Here is a 19,367-nt window from a genome sequence, read left to right as displayed (position 1 = left end):
TGGGCTTTATCTGAAATAAAAAAGGGTGCATTCATTAAATGAGTGCACCCTTTTTTATTAGCAACACGCCCTATTATTCAGGCATAGGAGGCAATTGTGATACTGGTGTTGCTGCTAGACGATTTGGCGTTGATCTATCAGAGCGCTGAGTAGGTAGGCCGCTATTTTCTATGACCACCTCACTATCCTCAGGATTTATCTCAGGCTCTGTCGGCTTGCGCTGTTGGGTTTTAGGTTTGATTGGTTTGGTAGAGGTACTAGCCGTGCCTTCTTCTTCATCACCACTGGTGGTTGTTACGCCATCATCAGTCATCTCAATAACACGCTGTTTTTGCTTTTTAGACTTTGACTTATTGCTGGTAGATACCCATTGACGAGGGGTGTCTTTCAGTTGCGCGCGCATAAAGTCCACCCAAACGGGCAGGGCTGCTACACCGCCATATTCGCGTCGACCTAGCGTTGAGGGCTGATCGAAACCCATCCATACAATGGTAGCGTTGGTCGGATGAAAGCCTGCAAACCAAGCATCTTTAGCTTCATTGGTAGTACCTGTTTTACCACCGATATCATCACGGCCAAGAGAGCGAGCTCGAACCGCAGTACCGCGCTGTACCACATCACGTAAGATATTCGCCATCTCAAAAGCAACCCTTGGTTGTAGAATACGTGGTGCTTGAGTCGCTGTAACATACTGTATTACTGGTGCTTTGAGACGATCAGCATCAGGAGTCGCATTATAAATACTTAAATCGATAGGTTTGACTGTTGTAGGCTCCGTCGCTGCATCTGTTGTGACTTCTAAATTATTTTCGTCTGTTGCGCTATCATCATTGGCAGCTATTTCTTCATCTGTTTTATTATAGTTCTCTACGAGTTCAAGGTTTGCTTCTTCAAGCTGCTCATTAAAGCATAAGGCACAAGCTCGTTGTGGGTTGGCTTGAAACAGTAGCTTATTATCGTAATTATATATCTGCTCAATAAAGTAGGGCTGAACACGATGTCCACCGTTAGCAAAGGTGGCGTAGGCAGTAGCCATCTGCAAAGTAGTGGCTTGACCTGCACCAAGCGCGAGCGACAAAGTAGTCGGTAGTTTTTCTTTGTCTAAACCGAATTGATCTAGCAGATTACGGGCATCTGAGATACCTATAGCTTGCAATAGACGAATGGAAACTAAGTTACGTGATAAATAAAGCCCACGGCGTAAAGTGATATCGCCCAAAAAGCGCCCATCTGAGTTTTTGGGTTTCCAATCGCCCACTTGGATAGGTTGATCAGAGACTATACTGTCAGGACGGTAGCCTTTTTCTAAAGCTGCGGTATAGACTAAAGGCTTAATAGTCGAGCCAGGCTGACGCCAACCTTGTACCGCACGGTTGAACTTACTGTGATTAAAATCAAATCCACCCACTAGAGCGTTGACCGCACCTGTTTCAGGATCTAAGGAGACTAAGCTGCCTTGTACGTCAGGTATTTGCGCCAATTGCCAATTACCGCTATCGGTTGGAACCAGACGAATAATATCGTCTTCATTAACGATTTGCGCCGCGTTGCTTGGCGAATTACCAAAGCGATCGGCAGAGATGTATTTACGTGCCCAGCGCATACCTGACCAGTTAACGGTGACAGTCTCGCCAGACAACATGAGCGCATCGAAGCTTCGAGAACTGACCTTAGTAACTTTAGCAGGCGACATATTGCTGTAACGACTGAAGTTCTCTAATGGTTCATCGTTCGCTTCGGCTCCACGCCAGCCATGACGATGATCATAATCAATTAAACCTTTTAACACTGCTTTTTCTGCATCTATTTGTGCTTGACTATCAACCGTAAGACGCACCCGCCACCCGCCATTAACAACCTGTTCACCATAGCGACTAACCAAAGCATACCGTGTCATCTCTGCCAAATAAGGCATATTGACATCGAGCTTTTCTTGATAAAGATTGAGGTTAATAGGCGAGCTTACGGCTTCATCACGTTGAGCTTTATTAATATAGTTCAGCTCATACATCCGACCAATAATCCAGTTGCGTCGAGTAAGTGCTCGACTTGGGTTCGCTACTGGATTATACTTCGATGGCGCTTTTGGCAGGCCTGCTAGCATTGCCATTTCAGCGATATTAAGATTATCTAGGGATTTACTATAGTATTTTCTAGCGGCTGCACGAATGCCGTAAGCGCCCTCACCTAAATAAATTTTGTTGACATATAAGGTTAGAATCTCATCCTTACTGAGCTCATCCTCCATTTTTCGTGCCAAAAACAGCTCAGTCAATTTTCGGTTTAAAGTACGCTCAGAGCTTAAAAAGTAGTTTTTTGCAACTTGCATAGTGATAGTAGAACCACCTGTTTGACCTTCATCATCAGTGACCACTTCGGTGACGGCTCGTCCAAGACCTTTTATACTGATACCACTATGTTGAAAAAACGAAGCGTCTTCGGCTGCTAGAAAAGCATTAGTCAGATTTTCTGGAATTTCATCATATTTAACAGGTAAAGATAAACGATTGCCGTACTGGCCGATTAATTTATCATCGCTACTATAGATCTGTAACGGCATCTCTAGGCTGGCTGTCTTAATCTCTTGCAAGCTTGGCAGGGTGGGCGATAGGTACATTGCCATACCATAAAAACCGATAGGTACAGCCAGTGTCAAGATGACCGCTAACGCAAGACAGGCAATAAAAAGCCCTACGAAAAAGCGGAGAAGACGAGCAGAGGCATTTTTTGTGGTCATAAGAAGACTTATCGGTTAAATTTTGCTATAAATACTTTATTATACCTTGAACAAAATGTCTAAGGCATAATAAATGTGTAAATTACTTTCCGCCCATCTATATTCGCTTGATAGTAAGAGTTAAGTAAAGTATTGTAGTCGAATGTCACGAACAACTGTCAGAACGTAAATTTTATATAAGGTGTAGAATTTGTGAGGCTATTCTCTTCTAAGAGTCGACATCTAATAGGACTGGACATTAGTTCTACTTCTGTAAAGATGGTAAATATCCAACGTCAGCAAGGCCTTTTTCACCTGAAGTCTTATGCAGTAGAAGCATTACCTGTGGGCGCAGTCGTTGATAAAATAATTGTTGATACTGAAATTGTAGGTGAGTCGGTTGCTAGAGTAGTCAAGCGTGGGCAAGTAGCAGGTAGTCAAGCAGCAACCTCTGTTGCAGGCTCAGCAGTTATTACTAAGATTATTGATATGGATGTCGCGCTTACCGATGTTGAGCGTGAAGCACAAATACGGCTAGATGCTGATCAGTATATTCCTTACCCCTTGGAAGAGGTGAATCTAGATTTTGAAGTGCTTGGTCCCTCAATAGTTGATGACAAATTAGTACAAGTGCTGCTTGCCGCCTCACGCTCAGAAAACGTTGATCAACGTGTTGATGCACTAGCTTTTGGTGGTCTTGAAACCAAAATTATGGATATTGAGTCGCATGCCATAGAGCGGGCTTTTGGTCTCATGGTAGACAGCTTACCAGGTATACCTGAATTGGTGGCTCTGATCGATATTGGCCATAATCAGACGACTTTATATATTGCCAAAAATGGCGAGTTTGTCTATAGCCGTGAGCAGTTATTTGGTGGTATGCAGCTGACGGAGGCTATTCAAAATCGCTACGGCTTATCGTTTGAAGAGGCAACTATTAATAAGCGTGAGCACACTTTACCAGATGATTATTACCTAGAGATTCTAACGCCATTTATGGAAAACGTTATCCAACAGATAAATCGTTCGCTACAGTTTTACTTCTCTTCTAGTCAATATAATAATGTAGATCACGTCGTGCTTGCAGGGGGTAGTAGCTCTATTCCTGGGCTATATGGCATGGTACAACAAAGACTTGGTGTACCCGTGAGCGTTGCCAATCCTTTTATTAATATGACCATAGATCCCTTTATAGACAGCGAGCAGCTGGCTGTTGATGCTCCAAGTTTGATGGCAGCATGTGGTCTGTCTTTAAGGAGCTTTGACTGATGCCAACTATTAATCTATTGCCATGGCGTGCTGAGGAGCGCCTGCGTCGCAACAAAGAGTTCATTACTTTAGTGGCGGCAGTCACGCTATTAGCTTTAATAGCAGCACTGGCAACTTGGAGCTATTTCAATAATGAGCTTGAAGAGCAGCGCGATGCTAATGCGCTAATCACCCAAGAGAATAATCGCTTAGATGCCGCTCTAGTTGAGATCGACAGTTTGGAGCAACGCCGCGCGGATATTATTTCGCGTATGTCGGTTATTCAGGATTTGCAGGGTCGTCGTCCAGTGCCTGTACGCCTATGGGATGATATCGCTAAGGCTATTCCACCCGCACTGTATCTGAATAATTTAAAACGCGAAGGCGATTTGATTACCTTAACAGGGTTGGCTGATAATCCTAACGTAGTATCAAGCTTGATTCGTAATTTGGATAGTAGCAGTTGGATGGGCAACTCAGCGGTACGTAATATTCAGCAAAACATCACCGCTTATCAACCCACACCTGAGCTTAATACTACGGTGACGACCGGCGAGGCGCCTCGACCTGTCTATCCTGAAGACAGTTATGTGCAGTTTGTGATCACCACTCAAGCACAGTCTGTAAGCTCTGCACCAGTCTCAACTGCAACCGTTACCGCTGAAACTGGAGGTAACCCATGAAGCTTACCCGCAAAAAGTTACGATTAAAAAAACAAAATAATAGTGGCGCAAAGCCTGTAAGCCCCGGCTTTAATTTTACAGATTTCCGTCGTAGCTTTGAGTCCTTAGATACTGAAAACTACGGTAGCTGGCCTGTTGCTGTCAAAGTCACAGTGTTAGTGTTTATTGTGGCTTTTATTGCAGCCTTAGCTTGGGCATTACCTATTAGTAATAAAATAGATGAGATTAAAGCGTCGGAGAGTGAACAGCAAGTATTACTGGATAGTTATCGAAAAAAAGAATCACGCGCACGCCACCTGCAAGCCTATAAAATTCAAGTGGCTCAAATGGAGATTGAGTTCAAAACCCTATTAGATCAACTGCCTAAAGAAACTCGGGTATCAGAGCTAGTAGAGGGCATTAATATGACGGGTGTCGGGAGTAATATTCGCTTTCAGGATATCTCTGTTGAGCCTGAAATTGAAAATGAGTTCTTTATTGAACAGCCGATTCGAATTGCCGCTTTAGGTGAGTATCATCAGTTCGGTAGCTTCTTGAGTGGACTTGCCGCTTTGCCCCGTATTATTACGATGCACGATTTTGAGGTTAGTAATCCGCAGCCGACTTTAGAGGCTATTCCTGAGCTAAACTTAGTACTACAAACCAAAACTTATCGCTCAAAAGAAATAGTGGAAAAAGACCCAGCTGATGTGGCTGAGGAGAGCAACTAATGAAACTTAAGCAACTAGATATTAGGCAATGCTGTACTAGTATAAAGCAAGCACCTATGTTGACCGCGCTAAGCATTATAGTGTTAGGGATGACAGGTTGTAGTGACCGTGTCGGTATGGCTGCGCAAGCGATGGATAATATTCGCAATGAGATGTCTCAGCCTATTGAACCGCCACCACCACCACAGTTGGTTGAGGATTTTGTCTACGGCGCTAACTTGCTACGTAGCCCATTTCTACCCCCAAGCTTAGTTAATGTGCAGGGTGCTACTTCGGCTATTGATGGTATACGTCCTGATGTCACTCGTGTCAAAGAGCCTTTGGAGCAGTATGAGCTGGCGCAAATGACTTTTCGTGGAGTACTGGTATCTCCTGAGGGTCAGCAGTATGCGCTCATACAGCGTCCTGATGGCTCTATTGCCAACGTTAAAGTTGGGGATTATATTGGCTTGAACGATGGTCGCATTGTTGAGATTACGCCAACCCAGATTAATTTGATTGAAATTGTGCCTGATAGCCGTGCTGGATTTGTTGAAAAACCACAGTCGCTGGTTTCTCCTATAAACTAAGTAGGCGTTTTTTTTGAGGAATGAATAATGACATCACGCAATACTAAGGTAAAGAGCATGAGTAACCGCGTATCCACGAGCCTTGCGATCTCTACCTGTAGCTTTGTCATGCCAGTACTGGCAGTCAGCATGATGGCGATCAGCAGCAATGTTTATGCTGAGCCGCGCATTAACAGCGTATCAGTGGTACAAACAGCGCCTACAGTGACTCAGTTACGTTTAGGCTTTGGCGAGGCGCCTGTTTTGCCAGCTGCTTATCAGTTGGATGATCCTAGTCGTTTGGTATTAGACTTTGAGCAAGTACAAAACGGCCTTGCCAGCCGCTTTACCGATTATAATATTGGCATGGTTAACGAGATTACAACGCTTAATAATGACAGTACCACAAGGATGATTGTGGGCCTAAAGCAAACCGGTAACTATACAACTGTCGTAAGTGGTAATGATTTATTGTTAACTATTACCGAGCCTAATCAAGCCGTAGCGATTGTAGATCCTATTAGGACTGTAATACCTGTGAATACGGTAACACCTGTCCGCGGAGTTGATACTCTAGTAACCAATCCTGTTGTCACCCCTATTATTGAGACTAGCGTTGAGGTCGTGCCTAGTACGCCTATTATTGCTGGCACTACTACTAACAACACTCAAGTACGAGTCAATGCTAATACCGTACCCGCTGATACGATGATCGTGCGAGTCAACCCGTTACTAGACCCTAGGCTTGCCGCTACTCAAGTTGCCCAGCAGTACAGCTATGATGGTTTAAGCGCACTGAATTTTGCAGCAGGCGGTGATGGTGGTGGTAATATTAGTATTGCTTTAGTCAATGAAGCCATTCCTATCGATGTACAGCGTCAAGGTAATAAGCTGATCGTACGTATGACTGGTAGTACTGTCCCAAGAAATTTGCTACGACGTCTTAATGTCAATAGCGGTCTAGTGGCGGGTATTGATACCAAAAACCAAGGTCAAAATGGTGTTATCACTATTAATATGAATGGTGATTATGAGTATCAAGCTTATCAATCAGGTAACCAGCTTAATATAACAATTAGCAAACCTGAATTATTGACTGAGCCTACGCTTGAGGAGAGAGTCTATACTGGTGAAGCGCTATCTATGGAATTCCAAGATGTTGAGATTCGTAGTGTGCTCGATATCTTAGCGCAGTTTACGGAGTTGAACGTTGTCGCAAGTGACTCAGTCGCTGGCAATATTACTTTGCGTCTGATTAACGTACCTTGGGATCAGGCATTAGACATTATCCTCAAAAGTAAAAATTTAGGCAAGCGTGAAAACGGTAATGTGATCTTAGTCGCTCCTGCGACTGAGCTTGCAGAACAAGAAGCACAGGAGCTTGCAGCGCAACAAGCTGTCGAAGCCTTTTCACCACTGAGAACGGAATACATTCGTCTAAGCTATGCCCGCGCTGAGGATGTGCTAACGTTGATCTCTGATGGTAGTGGTCCCTCTGGTAATGGTGGCTTAGGTAGCACTAACAACAATTTAAATAGTCAGGATAATAATACGTTATTATCTAATCGTGGTACGGTAACGATTGATAAGCGTACCAATACTTTGATTATTCAAGATGTCGCCGATAGTATCGAAAACATTCGTAAACTCATAGGCAAGATCGACATTCCAGTACGTCAGGTGATGATTGAAGCCCGTATCGTTAGCGCTACAGACACCTTTAGTAAAGAGATTGGCGTAAGCTGGGGCATATTATCAAATGGTGCGGCTAATAACCGTAACTTGCTAGTTGGTGGCAGTCAGCAGACGCTTGCCGATCTTAAAGATTTCGATATTGAGACGACCACAGTTAATGGTCAAACGGTCTCTTATCCCTCTTATAACATCAGTCGTCCTGACAACTTAAACGTTGATCTAGGCGTCAGTAACCCTGCTGGTAGTATTGCTTTTGGTTTACTTGGTATCTCAGACTTGATGTTAGATCTTGAGCTCTCAGCCCTGCAAGCCGATAATCGCGGTGAAGTCATCTCAACACCGAAGATTTTGACTGCCGATAAACAAACGGCAAAAGTCTCATCAGGTACGCAGATACCTTATCAAGAGGCGGCCGCCAGTGGGGCAACGACGACTAGCTTTAGAGAGGCTGCTTTAAGTCTTGAGGCCACACCAAATATCACCCCTGACGGCAAAATTGGTCTGCAACTCTTGATTACTAACGGCACGCCGACCATTATTAATAATCAGGTTGCTATCTCTGAGGACTCCATCTCAACCAATGTCATTGTTGAAGATGGACAAACTATTGTATTGGGCGGTGTATTCAAAAACCGTACTAATAATGAGGTAACCAAAGTCCCGTTCTTAGGCGATTTACCTTATATTGGTCGTGCTTTCCGCCGTGATGTACGCAGCAACAATAAAGAAGAGCTACTGATCTTCATTACCACTAGATTAGTCAACGATGGCATAAGCCGTTTAGAATAAACTAGCTATAAAGTGACATAACGAAGCAAGCTTAACGGCTTGTTTTTTTATGGGAAATTTTTATAAAACTTAGATTAACACACCAAGTGCAACGCTAATTAATATTATAGAACGCCTGCATAGGCGTTTTAAACCCTAAGCGTTTTCTTGGTCTGTTGTTTAGTTTATTCTCAATGTCCTGTATCTCATTATCAGAGACTTGTCTAAAGTCACAACCCTTAGGCAAGAACTCTCTGATTAAGCCGTTAGTATTCTCGTTGGTTCCTCGCTGCCATGACGCATAAGCATCGGCAAAGAAGAAAGCGCTAAAGAGCTTTTGTTTCACCTTCTTATGCTGAGCAAACTCTTTACCATTGTCAGAGGTAATGGTCTTAACCTGTAACTTCACTGGCTTTAGGATACCTATCATTGCCTCTGATACTTGCTGTGCCGTTTTATGACCCACACGCTTCATTTTAAGCAGTCCTGTTTTACGTTCAACGAGCGTTACAATCGCTTGCTTGTGATGCTGACCGATAACGGTATCCGCTTCCCAGTCACCAATACGTGATCGTTCTTCCACAATACAAGGGCGCTCATGAATCGAGACTCTGTCGTTGATACGGCCTCGGGTCTCAGCCGTTAGTCGCTTACGGTAAGGTTTGGCTTTGCGTCTGAGATACTGCCATAACCTGCCGCCTTGTCTCTTGTCCCTCCAGATATAGCGATAGATGCTCATGTGACTAATACCACCATGAACTCCGGCTATTTGTTCAGGACTCCAGCTGTCTTTTAGCTTGTCTGTGACCCAATCCCATACATCAGCGATGATAGTGAAAGCATTGTTAGAGCGTCTGTCACAAGCCTTGTTATTAGCATGATTAGCTCGGTAACCTCGAAGGCTTTTATTGCGTCTGATCTCTCTTGATATGGTGCTAGGACTTCTTCCTAATGTGTCAGCTATAAATTTAATACTATGTTCTGCCCCTATAAGGGCATAAATCTGGTATCGTTCTCCTAGGCTTAGATGTGTATAGTTCATGGTTGCAATCTCACTTTGGTCGGTGGATAAAGACTTTGATGCTAGCGCATCTAGGTCTTTTTTTCACCTCGCATTTGATATTGCACTTCATGTGTTAATCTAAGAAATATAGATGGGCTTGAGGTGTAATAGCGATTTTTATCGTGAGTAAGCTTTTATCGCGTACAGGCTTTTATCGTGAATAGTGAATTACATCACTAGCCAGAATATTACTGACGTTGTATCATAGCTAATTTATCTGAGTGAGTATTATGTTGAAGGAGTTACCTTCGGTATTCTTAGTAGGGCCGATGGGATCGGGGAAAACGACGATAGGTCGACTGCTTGCCAAACAGCTGAGTCGCGAGTTTGTAGATAGTGACTGGTATATCGAATCGCAGACAGGCGCTGATATTGCTTGGATATTTGCTAAAGAAGGGGAAGCTGGGTTTAGAGTACGCGAAACTCGAGCTATCGATGAGCTAACTCGGCACAGTCAAATCGTCCTTGCAACGGGCGGCGGCGCCGTTATATCTGCTGAAAATAGAAAGTTTTTGCATGAGCGCGGCGTCGTCGTGTATTTAAATGCCTCAGTCGATGTGCAGATGATACGTACTGCAAAAGATAAGTCGCGACCGCTATTGCAACAGCCCAATCCTCGCCAAATATTACAAAATCTCTACCTAATACGTGATCCCTTATACCGGCAAATCGCGCATATTATTATGCCTACAGGTCATACTTATCCACGGTATATGGTCAATCAATTATTGCGACAGCTGGAGATTTTTTTTAGTGAAAATGGGGCGGAAGTTTTAGCCTCTATTGCCGATGCTAAGGCTGGTATAAATACAGATATAGATACCAATATTGACAATAGTATCAATATTGGTTTTGTGTCAAAAAAATAGTAAGGTAAATATTTACCTTTGCAGACAATAGAATACTAGGAGTATAACATGAGCCCCAATTTGGTTGATGATAGCTTAAGTGTACATACTCAAAGTCATGATTACCCGATAGTCATCACTGCGCAAAACGCTACGGATATAGGCGACATGGCAGCGCAAATCACTCCTTTTATTAGCGCTAGGCAAGTATTGATCGTCACTAATGATACGGTAGCGCCACTATATCTAGCAAGACTGCAAGCACAGCTAGAGACTCAGTTTACAGTTGCAGTCTGTATTTTGCCTGATGGTGAGCAGTATAAGAATCAGTCCAGCATCAATAAAATATATGACGTGCTTATGGCGCAGCACTTCAATCGTGATGTAACCTTGATCGCACTTGGTGGTGGAGTGATCGGCGATATGACGGGTTTTGCGGCCGCCAGCTTTATGCGCGGGGTCAATTTTATCCAAATACCAACGACGCTGTTATCACAAGTAGATTCAAGTGTCGGTGGTAAAACAGGTATCAATCACCGCCAAGGCAAAAACATGATTGGTGCATTTTGGCAGCCGCAGATGGTGCTGGCAGATATGAATACTTTGCAAACTTTGCCAGCCCGCGAGCTCTCGGCAGGGCTAGCTGAGGTGATCAAGTACGCGCTTATTATGGATATTGAGTTTTTAAGCTGGCTTGAGGATAATCTGCCTGCGATGATAGCGCTAGATTTGGAAGTATTAGCTATAGCGGTAAAGCGCTGCTGCCAGTATAAAGCCGACATCGTGGCGCAAGATGAGCGCGAATCGGGGATAAGAGCCATATTGAACTTTGGTCATACCTTTGGTCATGTCATTGAGACCCATGAGGGCTATGGCAAGTGGTTACATGGTGAGGCGGTGGCAGCAGGTATGGTGCAAGCTGCTCAACTATCACATAAGCTTGGCTGGATAAGCGATGCAGATGTAGCACGCGTAAAGCGAGTATTGATCTTGGCCAATCTACCGATTACACCACCGCCTATAGCACTAGAGACTGCGCTTAGCCTGATGGGGCATGATAAAAAAGTCAAACAAGGACAAATCCGTCTTATTTTGTTAAAATCACTAGGTAAAGCGGTATTGACTACTGACTTCGATAATCAACTGCTTACTGACGTATTGTCACAACAGCATTAATGAATGCTGGCTTATAATAAAGCTATTTTAAAGTTGCCTTTTATACCTTTTCAAGGAAATTCTCATGGCCCACTCGAGCTCAACGACTCGCTCTAATAGTAAGTCATATCGTCGCCAAGCATTAATTTGGTTGATGGTGACATTACTACTAGGAGTGGTAACTGCTTTGGTTTGGATGGCCAGCCAAACGCCTGCAATTGGTGCCAAGATTGAAAACGCGCCTATCGCCACGCCGCAAGTCACCGCCAGCGAGCTTGAGCAACCGCTATCTATTGAGTCATTACACGAGCTTGATGCTGATGTACAACCGATTAACTTCGAAGATACCGTACGTGATCTACGCAATTATCCTGATGAGTTCAAAGACAAAGGCTACTTGCTTGCCAATAAAGGTAAATGGACCGTGCAAGTGATGAATGTGGCTGAGAACGATGTCATCGTCAGCTATTTAGAAGGGCGCAAAGATCGCAAGAAATTTGCCTATTTTCGCTATCGTGATGAGGACAATAAGATACGTTATATGCTCACGTATGGTCTCATGAGTAGTCCACAAGAGGCGGTAGGTGGCGCAAAGCTGATAGATTTTGGCCTGCCTGCTGATGTACGGGTATTACCTGAAGAGGTCAATCGTTACGTCAGTATCATAGACAATTATGAGCGTCCGCAGCCTATCAAGGATCTGAGCACTAAACGCACCCGATCCGTCAAGCTCAAGCCTACAAAGCGTGAAGTGCCCGTTCGTCAAAGAGCGCCAGTCATTGTTAAGGACAACAGCGATGACAGTGCTACTACTGCCAGCCAAACATCTACTAATAATAGTAATAACAACAATAATAATGCGGAAAGTATTCGCCAGTCAAACGACAATTCGGAGACTTTAACCGTCAATGAAGAGCGCATCTTATCATCTGAAAACGATGTGCCGCCTGCTAAGCAAGAGGTGAAAAAACCGCCAGTAGTTGCCACACCCAAACCGCCAAGCTCAGCGACTAACCCGAGTAAACCGCAAGAGAGTAGTCCTAAAAAGCCAGTAGCAAATACGGATAAAGCCGGTAGCAAAAACAATACTGATAGCATGAAAGAGCTAATAGAGGAGAAAAGTGAGTAATTCTCTTAATTAGCTGCTATTTATTTATTTTTTATTTATCAATCTTTATTAAAGCTATGGTTAATAGTGATTTTCCATAGCCAAAAATCTCAATCGCTAACTGGTGATTGAGATTTTTTTATACAGCCCCTATCCATCTAATTTTATTTTATAACTAATAGCAAACCCAAGAATACGATTGACAATGCTAAACTCGCTAAACCTATCAAATATAGTGCTTGCACAAGTTTGCCATGTTACCCTAATCTTGGGACAGAGTATAAAATCAGCACAGTTTATAGAAAAGACTGGATTTTTTTGCTCTCATTCACTAATATAACTTTAGGCGACGCTCTGTATAGTTATCGTAAATTACGGTTAATGTAGCTGTTTTATAATATTTCGCTATACCTTAACGTTTTTAAGCGCTGTCACTTGCAAACTTGAGTAAAGCTTTTGCATAAGACATCTCTTTTCTTCTAATACCCTTTATTTGGGCCACTGGGACGCTCAAATATGGAGCGTCTAATATCTATATTTAGCGATTGGCAAATAACTGAGTTTTGAGAGTTGACTGCCCATAATCGCCTAGCTTTTGCTGCAATAAGTTCTTACGGCAACAAGCGATTTGTTATATATAAAGGCATAAAATAAGCTATTAGTTCTCAAGCCATTGTTGCAAGGTAGTTTATCTCTTAATCAGATGAATAGTTGACAAGTATTTTTGTCAATATAGTAAAATAGCATATCACTGCTCATCTCACCATCTATTAATCCGCTTATTGGAATATTAAGTATTAGCCCGTTCTGCCTGCGTAATAGAGCGTATGATCTGCATTGGATCGTACGCTACTTGCTCATTAAAAAGGATTAGCCATGTCAATGATTTCCTCGCACACTCATCTGGCCACTCCAGATGACTTTTCTGATAACTGTGGTTTTGGTTTAATCGCTCATATTGAGGGACAAGCCAGCCATGACTTAGTCAAAACTGCTATTCACAGCTTGAGCTGTATGACGCATCGTGGCGGTGTCGCCGCTGATGGTAAGACGGGTGACGGCTGTGGTTTACTGCTAGCGACGCCTAAGAGCTTTTTTGCAGCTATCGCAAGTGAGCAGCACCTCGCCATTACTGATAACTTCGCCGTTGGCATGGTATTTGTTAACTTAGATAAAGACCAAGCTGAGCATAGCGAGCAAATCTTAAGCGAGGAAATCATCGCGCAAGATTTGACGGTTGCAGGCTGGCGTGATGTGCCTGTTAATCTCGATATAGTTGGTGAGATCGGGCGTGAGACTTTACCTGGTTTTAAGCAGATATTTGTTAATGCACCAGATGACTTAAATGCTGATGACTTTAACCGTAAGCTATTTATCGCGCGCAAAAAAGCCGAGCAACGTCTGACGAATGATGAACTATTTTATGTTTGTTCATTAAACTGTCAGACCATCATCTACAAAGGTCTGGTGATGCCGTCAGACTTGCCAGCGTTCTTTACGGATTTAAAAGATGAGCGTTTGGCCTCACATATTGTAGTGTTCCATCAACGCTTCTCGACTAACACCTTACCGCGTTGGCCATTAGCTCAGCCATTTCGCTATCTGGCGCATAATGGTGAGTTGAACACGATTACCGGTAACCGCAATTGGGCTGAGGCGCGTACGCCGAAGCTTAAATCAGCTAAACTGCCGAATCTAAGTGAGCTGACACCTCTGGTCAATAGCACCGGTTCAGACTCATCAAGCTTAGATAACATGCTTGAGGTACTGATGTCGGGCGGTATGAGCCTGTTTCATTCGATGTCAATTCTAGTGCCGCCAGCATGGCAAAATGTCGATAGTATGGACATGGATCTGCGCGCGTTTTATGAGTTTTACTCGCAGCATATGGAGGCGTGGGATGGTCCAGCAGGTCTGGTCATTCAAGATGGTCGCTATGCCGTCTGTATGCTCGATCGTAATGGTTTGCGCCCCTCGCGTTGGGTCACCACTAAGAACGGTTATATCACGGTAGCCTCTGAAATTGGTGTGTGGGACTATGCGCCAAAAGATGTGCTGGCAAAAGGTCGAGTTGGACCGGGTCAGATGCTAGTGATTGATACTTTGACAGGGCAAGTTATGGATAATAAAACCATAGCAACGCTACTCAAAAAAGCGCATCCGTATCGTAAATGGTTACGTGAGCAGGCTACACGTATTCGTGATGATGAACGCATTGAAGAGCAAATCGCCGCACAGGCGTGTCGTGGAATACCTCTTAAAACATTACAAAAGATGTATCACGTCACTAACGAAGAGCGTACCGAAATCATTCGCCCCAATGCCGAAAACGGTCAAGAGCCCGTCGGCTCGATGGGTGATGATACGCCGATGGCGGTCTTGTCACAGCAAATACGTCATGTTGGTGACTTTTTCCGTCAGCAGTTTGCGCAGGTGACCAATCCACCGATTGATCCGCTACGTGAATCTATCGTCATGTCGCTACAGACTTGTCTTGGTGCGCAGACTAATATATTTGCGCCTACGGCCATGGACGCGCATCGTATTATTTTATCCTCGCCTGTACTATCAGCTAGCAAAATGCAGCAGATTGAGAACCTTGATGATCCTGCCTTTGGGATCGCTCGTATTAACCTAAATTATGATTTAAATTTAGAGTTATCAGAAGCTATTACTACTATTTGCGAGCAAGTGGCTAGCGCTATTCGTGCAGGTCAAACGCTGATCGTACTCTCTGATAAAGACATCAGCGCTGATAAAGTACCTGCCAACGCTATTATGGTTACAGGTGCAGTGCATCATTATCTAATCGCACAGGGCATTCGTACCGATGCTAACTTAATTATTGAGACAGGTCTGGCGCGTGATTCTCATCAAGTAGCGGTGCTAATCGGCTTTGGCGCAACTTGCGTCTATCCTTATTTAGCTTATGACGTTATTGATGACTTAGTCGCTACTGGTGAGCTACTGGGCGATCCGATTCAAGCACGGGTTAACTTCCGTAAGGGCTTGGATAAGGGATTATTAAAAATTCTATCAAAGATGGGCATCTCAACGATCGTCTCTTATCGCGGTGCACAGTTGTTTGAAGCGGTTGGCTTGTCTGAGGAAGTGGTCAATCTTTGCTTTAAGGGTGTGCAAAGTCGGATTAAAGGCGCAACCTTTGCTGATTTAGCAGCAGACCAAGCGCAGCTAGCTGCCAATGCCTATAAACGCCGTATGCCCCTCGATCAAGGTGGATTATTGAAGTTTGTCTTTAATAAAGAATATCATGCCTTTAATCCAGACGTGATTAACAGCTTGCATACCGCCGTACGTACAGGCGACTACGAGAACTATCGTAACTATGCCAATATCGTCAATAGTCGTCCGATTGCAACTTTACGTGATTTGTTAGCGCTTAAGACCGATAATCCTATCGCTGTCGATGACGTCGAAGATATGACCAAGATACTCAAACGCTTTGACTCTGCTGGCATGTCGCTTGGCGCTTTATCTCCTGAAGCGCACGAATCAATCGCTATGGCGATGAATACCATTGGCGGGCGCTCAAACTCAGGTGAGGGCGGGGAAGACCCTGTACGTTACGGCACGCTACGTAACTCTAAAATTAAGCAAGTCGCTTCTGGTCGCTTTGGAGTGACACCTGCTTATCTTCGTTCAGCAGAAGTCATGCAGATTAAAGTTGCACAAGGGGCAAAACCAGGTGAGGGTGGTCAATTGCCAGGTGGTAAGGTCAATGCGTTGATTGCCCGTTTGCGTTACTCAGTACCAGGGGTAACTCTGATTTCACCGCCGCCGCATCATGATATTTACTCTATCGAAGATTTAGCGCAGCTGATTTTTGATCTTAAACAAGTCAATCCTGATGCCCTAGTGTCAGTCAAGCTAGTTTCGCGTCCAGGGGTTGGCACTATCGCTACGGGAGTGGCAAAAGCTTATGCTGATCTGATCACTATTTCAGGCTATGATGGTGGTACAGCAGCATCGCCGTTATCTTCGATTCATCATGCCGGTTCGCCATGGGAGCTTGGACTGGCTGAGACTCATCAGTCGCTACGAGTCAATGGCCTGCGCGATAAAGTACGCGTGCAGACCGATGGTGGCCTCAAAACTGGCCTTGATGTGGTAAAAGCGGCGATCTTAGGAGCTGAGAGCTTCGGCTTCGGTACGACACCGATGATCGCGGTTGGCTGTAAATATTTGCGTATCTGTCATCTCAACAACTGTCCAACAGGGGTTGCCACTCAAAAAGCTGAATTACGCGATGAGCACTATATCGGTGAAGCTGAAATGCTGATTAACTTCTTTAAGTTTGTGGCGACCGAAACTCGTGAATGGCTTGCCGCTTTAGGGGTGCGTAGTATGGAGGAGCTGGTTGGTCGTACTGACCTGCTTGAAGTATTAGAGGGCACTACAGCTAAACAGCAGCATTTGGATTTGTCGCCGCTATTATTTAGTCATCCTGCCGCTAGCGGTAAGCCGCAAACTTGTCAAGTAGAGCGTAATGAGCCGTTCGATAAAGGTCTACTCGCTGAGCAAATGATCAACGATATGGGTCTTAGCATTCGTAAAGGTCAGGGCGGCGACTATAGCTATTCGATTGGCAACTGCGATCGCTCTATCGGTGCACGTATCTCAGGTGAGATTGCCCAGTTATGGGGTAATCTGGGCATGAGCGATATGCCGATTAATTTGCATCTGACAGGTACTGCAGGTCAAAGTCTAGGCGTTTGGAACGCAGGTGGGCTAAACATTGAGCTTGAGGGCGATGCCAATGACTACGTTGGTAAAGGCATGGCAGGTGGCGAGATTGTCATCTATCCACCAAAGGATTCAAGCTTTGTCGCTCATGAGACCGCTATTATAGGTAATACTTGTCTATACGGCGCTACTGGCGGTAAGCTCTATGCAGCGGGTACCGCAGGTGAGCGTTTCGGGGTAAGAAACTCAGGCGCCCAAGTCGTTGTTGAAGGTACAGGCGATCACTGCTGTGAGTATATGACAGGTGGTATTGTCACTATCCTTGGACGTACAGGCCTTAACTTTGGCGCGGGCATGACGGGCGGCTTCGCTTATGTACTAGATATGGATGGTGACTTCTTTGATCGCTGTAATCATGAGCTGATCGATCTTAATCGTATCTCTAGTGAGCAGACCGAAGAGCATCGTATCTACTTACAGCAGGTGATACAGAACCATGTCGATAAGACTAATAGCGCATGGGGTCAGACCATATTGGCTGATTTTGAGCATTATGTGCGCAAGTTTTATTTGGTTAAACCAAAAGCGGCAAGCATCGTAAATCTATTGAAAACAACGATGGCAGATCCGCAGTAATTTGACCTTTAAAACTGACTATATAAGAGATGACATCATGGCAAAACGCTTAGAGAATAACTATCAGTTTTTAGAAGTACCCAGACTTGAACCGATGAAAAAAGACGTCGTCACTCGTGCTACTGAGTTTGTGGAGATTTATACTCCGCTTGAGAGCGAAGCAGTGGCTAGTCAGTCACATCGCTGCCTTGAGTGCGGTAATCCATATTGTGAATGGAAATGTCCTGTACATAATTACATTCCTAACTGGCTTAAGCTTGCGAGTGAAGGGCAAATATTTCAGGCAGCTGAACTGTGCCACCGTACGAATACTCTGCCTGAGGTTTGCGGACGTGTCTGTCCACAAGATCGTCTATGTGAAGGCGCTTGTACACTGAACGACGGTTTTGGTGCGGTGACTATCGGTAATGTCGAAAAATACATTAACGATACCGCCTTTGCTCTTGGCTGGCGTCCCGATATGTCAGAGGTAGTTTGGACTGATAAAAAAGTCGCGATCATCGGTGCAGGACCCGCAGGTTTAGGCTGCGCCGATATCTTAGTTAGAAATGGTGTCAAGCCAGTACTATTTGATAAGCGACCTGAGATTGGTGGTCTGCTCACCTTTGGTATTCCTGAATTCAAGATGGAAAAAGACGTCATGCGCAATCGCCGTGTCATCTTTGAAGGCATGGGCATGGAGTTCCGTCTTGAGACTGAGATTGGGGTTGACGTGAGTATCGATGAGCTCATGCGCGATTATGATGCGGTATTTATGGGTATGGGCGCTTATACTTATATGCGTGGCGGCTTTGCTGGTGAAGAGCTTGAAGGAGTCCATGACGCGCTAGACTTCCTAATTGCAAACGTCAATCGCTGCAATGACTGGGAAAAAGATCCGACAGAATACGTTGATTTTAAGGGTAAAAAAGTAGTGGTGCTCGGCGGCGGTGATACAGCGATGGACTGTAATCGTACCAGTATTCGCCAAGGTGCTGAGCAAGTGGTTTGTGCTTATCGTCGTGACGAAGAAAATATGCCAGGCTCGCGCCGTGAAGTGGTCAATGCTCGTGAAGAAGGGGTTGAGTTTTTATTCAATCGCCAGCCCATAGAAATTGTTGGCTTAAACGGTAAGGTCAATGCGGTAAAAGTGGTTACTACTCAATTAGGCGCTCCTGATAATCGTGGCCGCAGCCGCCCTGAACCGATCCCTAACTCTGAGGAGATCATTCCGTGCGATGCGGTTATTATGGCTTTTGGTTTCCGTCCTAGTCCTGCCGATTGGTTCGATAATCAGCAAGTAGCGATGAATAGCTCAGGCTTAGTGATCGCACCTGAAGTGCAAACCTTTAAATTCCAGACCAAAAACCCAAAGATATTTGCAGGTGGCGACATGGTACGTGGTTCAGATTTAGTAGTGACCGCTATTTGGGAAGGGCGCGAAGCCGCTGAGGGTATTTTGGATTATTTAGAAGTTTAAGTTTCTAGGGTATTGATTCACCTTTA

Annotated in this window: 11 protein-coding genes and 1 pseudogene; 10 read left to right on the top strand and 2 right to left on the bottom strand. The window is 44.5% G+C overall.

Annotation, left to right across the window (positions count from 1 at the left end):
- Positions 1-73: 73 nt before the first annotated feature.
- Positions 74-2,737 (bottom strand): penicillin-binding protein 1A, encoded by a 2,664-nt coding sequence (locus ACR63T_RS11645; RefSeq protein ID WP_472784093.1) that lies wholly within the window; start codon positions 2,735-2,737, stop codon positions 74-76.
- 192 nt (positions 2,738-2,929) lie between these two features.
- Between ACR63T_RS11645 and ACR63T_RS11640 the strand changes: the two genes are divergently transcribed.
- Genes ACR63T_RS11640 through pilQ form a run of 5 tightly spaced genes read left to right on the top strand, consistent with a single transcriptional unit; the run spans position 2,930 to position 8,389 of the window.
- Entirely contained in the window at positions 2,930-3,985 is a 1,056-nt protein-coding gene (locus ACR63T_RS11640; protein ID WP_472784092.1) for a pilus assembly protein PilM, read from the top strand.
- Entirely contained in the window at positions 3,985-4,647 is a 663-nt protein-coding gene (locus ACR63T_RS11635; RefSeq protein ID WP_201570207.1) for a PilN domain-containing protein, read from the top strand. Before ACR63T_RS11640 ends, ACR63T_RS11635 begins: the two co-directional genes overlap by 1 nt.
- Complete coding sequence (locus ACR63T_RS11630) at positions 4,644-5,357, top strand: type 4a pilus biogenesis protein PilO (RefSeq protein ID WP_201570205.1); 714 nt, start codon at positions 4,644-4,646, stop codon at positions 5,355-5,357. Before ACR63T_RS11635 ends, ACR63T_RS11630 begins: the two co-directional genes overlap by 4 nt.
- Positions 5,357-5,926 (top strand): pilus assembly protein PilP, encoded by a 570-nt coding sequence (locus ACR63T_RS11625; RefSeq protein ID WP_472784091.1) that lies wholly within the window; start codon positions 5,357-5,359, stop codon positions 5,924-5,926. Before ACR63T_RS11630 ends, ACR63T_RS11625 begins: the two co-directional genes overlap by 1 nt.
- Positions 5,927-5,953: 27 nt before the next feature.
- On the top strand, positions 5,954-8,389 hold the full coding sequence (gene pilQ / locus ACR63T_RS11620) for a type IV pilus secretin PilQ (protein WP_472784090.1): 2,436 nt from the start codon (positions 5,954-5,956) through the stop codon (positions 8,387-8,389).
- Positions 8,390-8,483: 94 nt separating this feature from the next.
- On the opposite strand, the gene ACR63T_RS11615 is transcribed toward pilQ, so the two are convergent.
- Positions 8,484-9,410 (bottom strand): IS30 family transposase, encoded by a 927-nt coding sequence (locus ACR63T_RS11615; RefSeq protein ID WP_472783565.1) that lies wholly within the window; start codon positions 9,408-9,410, stop codon positions 8,484-8,486.
- 251 nt (positions 9,411-9,661) lie between these two features.
- Between ACR63T_RS11615 and aroK the strand changes: the two are divergent.
- The 5 genes and pseudogenes from aroK to ACR63T_RS11590 all read left to right on the top strand — a co-directional run.
- Positions 9,662-10,180 (top strand): annotated as a pseudogene (gene aroK / locus ACR63T_RS11610) (shikimate kinase AroK); the annotation flags it as partial.
- Between the two features lie 168 nt (positions 10,181-10,348).
- Positions 10,349-11,455 (top strand): 3-dehydroquinate synthase, encoded by a 1,107-nt coding sequence (gene aroB, locus ACR63T_RS11605; RefSeq protein WP_472784089.1) that lies wholly within the window; start codon positions 10,349-10,351, stop codon positions 11,453-11,455.
- A 64-nt stretch (positions 11,456-11,519) separates the two neighbouring features.
- Positions 11,520-12,563 carry a hypothetical protein gene (locus tag ACR63T_RS11600; protein ID WP_305898917.1) on the top strand — a complete coding sequence of 348 codons (1,044 nt, stop codon included), beginning with the start codon at positions 11,520-11,522 and terminating at the stop codon, positions 12,561-12,563.
- Positions 12,564-13,418: 855 nt separating this feature from the next.
- A complete protein-coding gene (gltB, locus tag ACR63T_RS11595; protein ID WP_201570197.1) occupies positions 13,419-17,882 on the top strand; it encodes a glutamate synthase large subunit in 4,464 nt (1,487 codons plus the stop codon).
- Positions 17,883-17,919: 37 nt separating this feature from the next.
- Complete coding sequence (locus tag ACR63T_RS11590; protein ID WP_201570195.1) at positions 17,920-19,341, top strand: glutamate synthase subunit beta; 1,422 nt, start codon at positions 17,920-17,922, stop codon at positions 19,339-19,341.
- Positions 19,342-19,367: the final 26 nt, after the last annotated feature.

Source organism: Psychrobacter sp. M17(2026), from assembly GCF_055699815.1.
Note: the sequence above shows the minus strand (reverse complement) of the source record. Positions and strands in the feature narration are given on the sequence as shown.